5 protein-coding genes are annotated in these 4,779 nt (G+C 72.1%); 4 read left to right on the top strand and 1 reads right to left on the bottom strand.

Annotated features, from left to right (window positions below; genetic code table 11):
* Nucleotides 1–16 precede the first annotated feature (16 nt).
* Complete coding sequence (locus tag ACFU7Y_RS40345; RefSeq protein ID WP_380771355.1) at nucleotides 17–343, bottom strand: tetratricopeptide repeat protein; 327 nt, start codon at nucleotides 341–343, stop codon at nucleotides 17–19.
* 225 nt (nucleotides 344–568) lie between these two features.
* On the opposite strand from ACFU7Y_RS40345, the gene ACFU7Y_RS40350 reads away from it, so the two are divergent.
* The 4 genes from ACFU7Y_RS40350 to ruvX are packed head-to-tail and all read left to right on the top strand — an operon-like array spanning nucleotide 569 to nucleotide 4,691.
* A complete protein-coding gene (locus ACFU7Y_RS40350) occupies nucleotides 569–1,048 on the top strand; it encodes a DUF948 domain-containing protein (RefSeq protein ID WP_224282409.1) in 480 nt (159 codons plus the stop codon).
* 4 nt (nucleotides 1,049–1,052) lie between these two features.
* Nucleotides 1,053–1,556 carry a DUF6167 family protein gene (locus ACFU7Y_RS40355; RefSeq protein ID WP_224282408.1) on the top strand — a complete coding sequence of 168 codons (504 nt, stop codon included), beginning with the start codon at nucleotides 1,053–1,055 and terminating at the stop codon, nucleotides 1,554–1,556.
* Nucleotides 1,543–4,212 carry an alanine--tRNA ligase gene (alaS, locus tag ACFU7Y_RS40360; protein ID WP_380771358.1) on the top strand — a complete coding sequence of 890 codons (2,670 nt, stop codon included), beginning with the start codon at nucleotides 1,543–1,545 and terminating at the stop codon, nucleotides 4,210–4,212. Before ACFU7Y_RS40355 ends, alaS begins: the two co-directional genes overlap by 14 nt.
* Entirely contained in the window at nucleotides 4,212–4,691 is a 480-nt protein-coding gene (gene ruvX / locus ACFU7Y_RS40365; protein WP_224282406.1) for a Holliday junction resolvase RuvX, read from the top strand. Before alaS ends, ruvX begins: the two co-directional genes overlap by 1 nt.
* The last annotated feature ends 88 nt before the right edge of the window (nucleotides 4,692–4,779 follow it).

Genomic DNA, 4,779 nt, shown 5'->3' on the forward strand with positions numbered 1-4,779 from the left:
CCCCTTTTCCCCGCTGCTACAGGCTCTCGCCGGTCATCGCGGCGGCCAGCCGCAGGTGCGGGCGGGCCTCCTCGGTGCGGCCCTGGCGCTCCAGGGTGCGGCCGAGCATCAGCCGGGCGTAGTCCTCGGCCGGGTCGGCCTCCAGGATCCGCAGCAGCTCGGCCTCGGCGCGGCCGAGCTGGGCGGAGTGGTAGTAGCTGCGGGCCAGCAGCAGCCGGACGGAGAGGTTGGCTGGCTCCTCGGCCAGTACGCCTTCGAGCATGCGGGCCGCGTCGGTGTACGCCTTGGAATCGAAGTAGAACTTCGCCATGCGGTACTCGTTGGCGGCGTTGTGGACGGCCATGGTGCTCCTTCCGGGCGGTTCCTTGCCTCCTCAAGCAACCGGCAAGTTCCAGCTATTCCGGACCGGCCCCGCCGCAGCCGGGCAGAACGAGGTGACCGGCCGGTAGGTTGCGCGGGCGGATCGCACACCCGACCGGATCGCCGGGGAAAGAACCCGGTCCGGAAACCGGGCGTGGGCGCGATAGGGTTCCCTCTGAAGAGCTGCAAGGCGAGGGAGCGCGCAAAGGTGTCCGTGGGAGAGCTGGCCGGATTGCTCGTCGCCGTGTTCTGGGCGGTCCTGGTCACCCTGCTCGCCGTGGTGCTGGTCCGCCTCTCCCGGGTGCTCAAGGAGGCCGCCGTCCTGGTCTCCGCGGTCACCGAGCAGGCCGTGCCGTTGCTGACCGACGCGGGCGCCGCCGTGCGCAGCGCCAACGAGCAGCTGGAGCGGGTGGACGAGATCACCGCCAACGTGCAGGACGCCGCCGCCAACGCCAACGCGCTCTCCTCCACCGTGGCCGCCACCCTGGGCGGACCGCTGGTGAAGGTCGCGGCGTTCAGCTACGGCGTGCGCAAGGCCGTCGCCCGGCAGCAGGGCGGCCTGCCGCCGGTGCCGTCACAGGCCGGCGAGCGCGAGGAGCTGGCCCGGCTGGTCCGGGCCGAGGTGCGCGCCGCGACCGCGCCCAGGAGCGGCCTGTTCTCCCGGGTCCGGCGCGCGGTGAGGGGCTGACGGCATGGTGCGACGCATCTTCTGGATGGCGGTCGGCGCCGGCGCCACCGTCTGGGCCATGAACAAGGCCAACGAGGCCGTGCACCGGCTCACCCCGGACAGCCTCTCCGGCACCGCCGCCCGCGGTGCGCTGCACCTGGGCGATCTGGCCAAGCAGTTCGCCCAGGACGTGAAGGCCGGCATGGCCGAGCGCGAGGACCAGCTGAAGGACGACCTCGGACTGCACGGCACCGCCGTGGTGGAGCCCCGCAGCGCCCGCCGTGCCCGCCCGTCGCCCGCCACCACCCTTCCTGGGAAACGCGCTGCGTTGCCCCTCCCCAGCGAGCCGCAGTACCGAGCTATCTCGGCGGCGCCCGGTAGCCCGGCCGCCGCCCTGCCTCCGTCCCGCACCCGCTCTGCGCCCAGCGGTGCCCGCACCACCCCCCGGACCACTGAAGAAACGCCCCGCCGTGCCCTGCCGCCGCGGGGCGGCACCCCGAACGGAAGGACCACTAATGGAGTCGGCTGAGATCCGCCGCCGCTGGCTGCGCTTCTTCGAGGAGCGCGGCCACACCGTCGTTCCGTCGGCGTCCCTGGTCGCCGACGACCCCACCCTGCTGCTCGTCAACGCCGGCATGGTGCCGTTCAAGCCCTACTTCCTGGGCGAGGTCAAGCCGCAGTTCTCGCGCGCCACCAGCGTCCAGAAGTGCGTGCGCACCCTGGACATCGAGGAGGTCGGGAAGACCACCCGGCACGGCTCCTTCTTCCAGATGTGCGGCAACTTCTCCTTCGGCGACTACTTCAAGGAAGGAGCCATCAAGTTCGCCTGGGAGCTGCTCACCAGTCCCGTCGCGGACGGCGGCTACGGCCTGGAGAAGGAGAAGCTCTGGATCACCGTCTACAAGGACGACGACGAGGCCGAGCAGATCTGGCGTGACGTCATCGGCGTGCCCTCCGAGCGCATCCAGCGCCTGGGCATGAAGGACAACTTCTGGTCGATGGGCGTCCCCGGCCCGTGCGGCCCGTGCTCGGAGATCAACTACGACCGCGGCCCCGCGTACGGCGAGGAGGGCGGCCCGGCCGTCAACGGCGAGCGCTACCTGGAGATCTGGAACCTGGTCTTCATGCAGTACGAGCGCGGCCACGGCGACGGGAAGGACGGCTTCGAGATCCTCGGCGACCTGCCGAGCAAGAACATCGACACCGGCCTCGGCCTGGAGCGCCTCGCCGCCATCCTCCAGGGCGTCGACAACCTCTTCGAGATCGACACCAGCCGGATGATCCTGGACCGTGCCGCCGAGCTCACCGGCCACACCTACGGCGCCGACCACAAGTCGGACATCTCGCTGCGCGTGGTCACCGACCACATCCGCACCGCGCTGATGCTGGTCGGCGACGGCGTCACCCCGGGCAACGAGGGCCGCGGCTACGTGCTGCGCCGCATCCTGCGCCGCGCCATCCGCAACATGCGCCTGCTGGGCGCCACCGAGCCGGTGGCCAAGGAGCTCGTCGACGTCGCGATCAAGGCGATGGCCCCGCAGTACCCCGAGCTGGAGACCGACCGCAAGCGCATCGAGACGGTCGTCGTCGGCGAGGAGGCCGCCTTCCTCCAGACCCTGAAGGCGGGCACCAACCTGCTGGACGTCGCGGTCACCGAGACCAAGCAGGCCGGCGGCGTGGTGCTCTCCGGCGAGCAGGCCTTCAAGCTGCACGACACCTACGGCTTCCCGATCGACCTCACCCTGGAGATGGCCGAGGAACAGGGCCTCCAGGTGGACGAGGCCGGCTTCCGCCGCCTGATGCAGGAGCAGCGGGACCGTGCCAAGGCGGACGCCAAGGCCAAGAAGATGGGCCACGCCGACGTCGCCGCGTACCGCGAGGTCGCCGACAAGTCCGGCGCCAGCGTCTTCACCGGCTATGGCCTCACCGAGGGCGAGGCCACCGTGGTCGGCCTGCTGGTGGACGGCGTCCCGGCGCCGGCCGCCTCCGAGGGCGACGAGGTCGAGATCATCCTCGACCGCACCCCGTTCTACGCCGAGGGCGGTGGCCAGCTCGCCGACCAGGGCCGGATCCGGCTGGAGTCCGGCGCGGTGGTGGAGATCCGCGACGTGCAGCAGCCCGTCCCGGGCGTCATCGTGCACTCCGGCGGGGTGCTGTTCGGCGAGGTCGTGCTGGGCGCCTCGGCGTACGCCACGATCGACACCGAGCGCCGCCGGGCGATCGCCCGCGCCCACTCGGCCACCCACCTGACCCACCAGGCGCTGCGCGACGCGCTCGGCCCGACGGCCGCCCAGGCCGGCTCCGAGAACGCCCCCGGCCGCTTCCGCTTCGACTTCGGCTCGCCCGCCGCCGTCCCGGGCAGCGTGCTGGTCGACGTCGAGCAGAAGATCAACGACGTGCTGGGCCGCGAGCTGGAGGTCACCGCCGAGGTCATGACGATGGACCAGGCCCGCAAGGCCGGCGCCATCGCGATGTTCGGCGAGAAGTACGGCGACGAGGTCCGGGTCGTCACCATCGGCGACTTCTCCAAGGAGCTGTGCGGTGGTACCCACGTCGGCAACACCGCCCAGCTGGGCCTGGTGAAGCTGCTCGGCGAGTCCTCGATCGGCTCCGGCGTGCGCCGTGTCGAGGCGCTGGTCGGCAGCGACGCGTACCGGTTCCTGGCCCGTGAGCACACCGTGGTCTCCCAGCTCACCGAGCTGGTCAAGGGCCGCCCGGAGGAGCTGCCGGAGAAGATCTCGGGCATGCTCGCCAAGCTCAAGGACGCCGAGAAGGAGATCGAGCGCTTCCGCGCCGAGAAGGTGCTGGCCGCCGCGGCGGGCCTGGCCGACTCGGCCGAGGACGTGCACGGCATCGCCGTGGTCGCCGCGCAGGTCGCCGACGGCGTGGGCGCGGACGAGCTGCGCAAGCTGGTCCTGGACGTGCGCGGCCGCCTCGGCTCGCGCCCGGCCGTGGTCGCCGCCTTCACCGTGGCCAACGACCGCCCGCTGACCGTGATCGCCACCAACGAGGACGCCCGCGGCCGCGGCATCAAGGCCGGCGAGCTGGTCCGGACGGCCGCCAAGACCCTCGGCGGCGGCGGTGGCGGCAAGGACGACGTCGCCCAGGGTGGCGGTTCCAACCCGGCCGCGGTCGGCGAGGCCATCGCCGCGGTGCGCGGCCTGGTCGCGGAGCGCGCCAGCTGATGGAGCAGGAGGAGAGGCCCTTCCGGCGGGGGCGGCGGATCGCCGTCGACGTCGGGGACGCCCGGATCGGGGTCGCGTCCTGCGACCCCGACGGGGTGCTCGCCACGCCCGTGGAGACCGTCCCGGCCGGGGTGAAGTCGCAGGCCCGGATCGCCGCCATCGTCGACGAGTACGGTGCGATGGAGGTGATCGTCGGGCTCCCTCGCTCGCTCAGCGGCAAGGAGGGCCCGGCGGCGGAGAAGGTCCGGGCGTACGCGGCCCGGCTGGCCAACCGGCTCTACCCGGTGCCGGTGCGGCTGGTGGACGAGCGGATGTCGACCGTCACCGCGACCCACGGGCTGCGCGCCTCGGGGGTCAAGGCGAAGAAGGGCCGTTCGGTGGTCGACCAGGCCGCCGCGGTGGTGATCCTCCAGACCGCCCTTGAGTCCGAACGGGTGAGCGGACGCCCGCCCGGTGAGAGCGTCGAGGCGGCCGGCTGACCGGCCTGGTTTAACGTCCCGTTGAGGGGTCCGTGCGGTCGCGTCCGCACGGACCCCACTTCATTCGTTTGCGTGTCCGGTTTGGATA

The sequence above is a fragment of the Kitasatospora sp. NPDC057542 genome, assembly GCF_042801945.1.
GTDB lineage: Bacteria > Actinomycetota > Actinomycetes > Streptomycetales > Streptomycetaceae > Kitasatospora.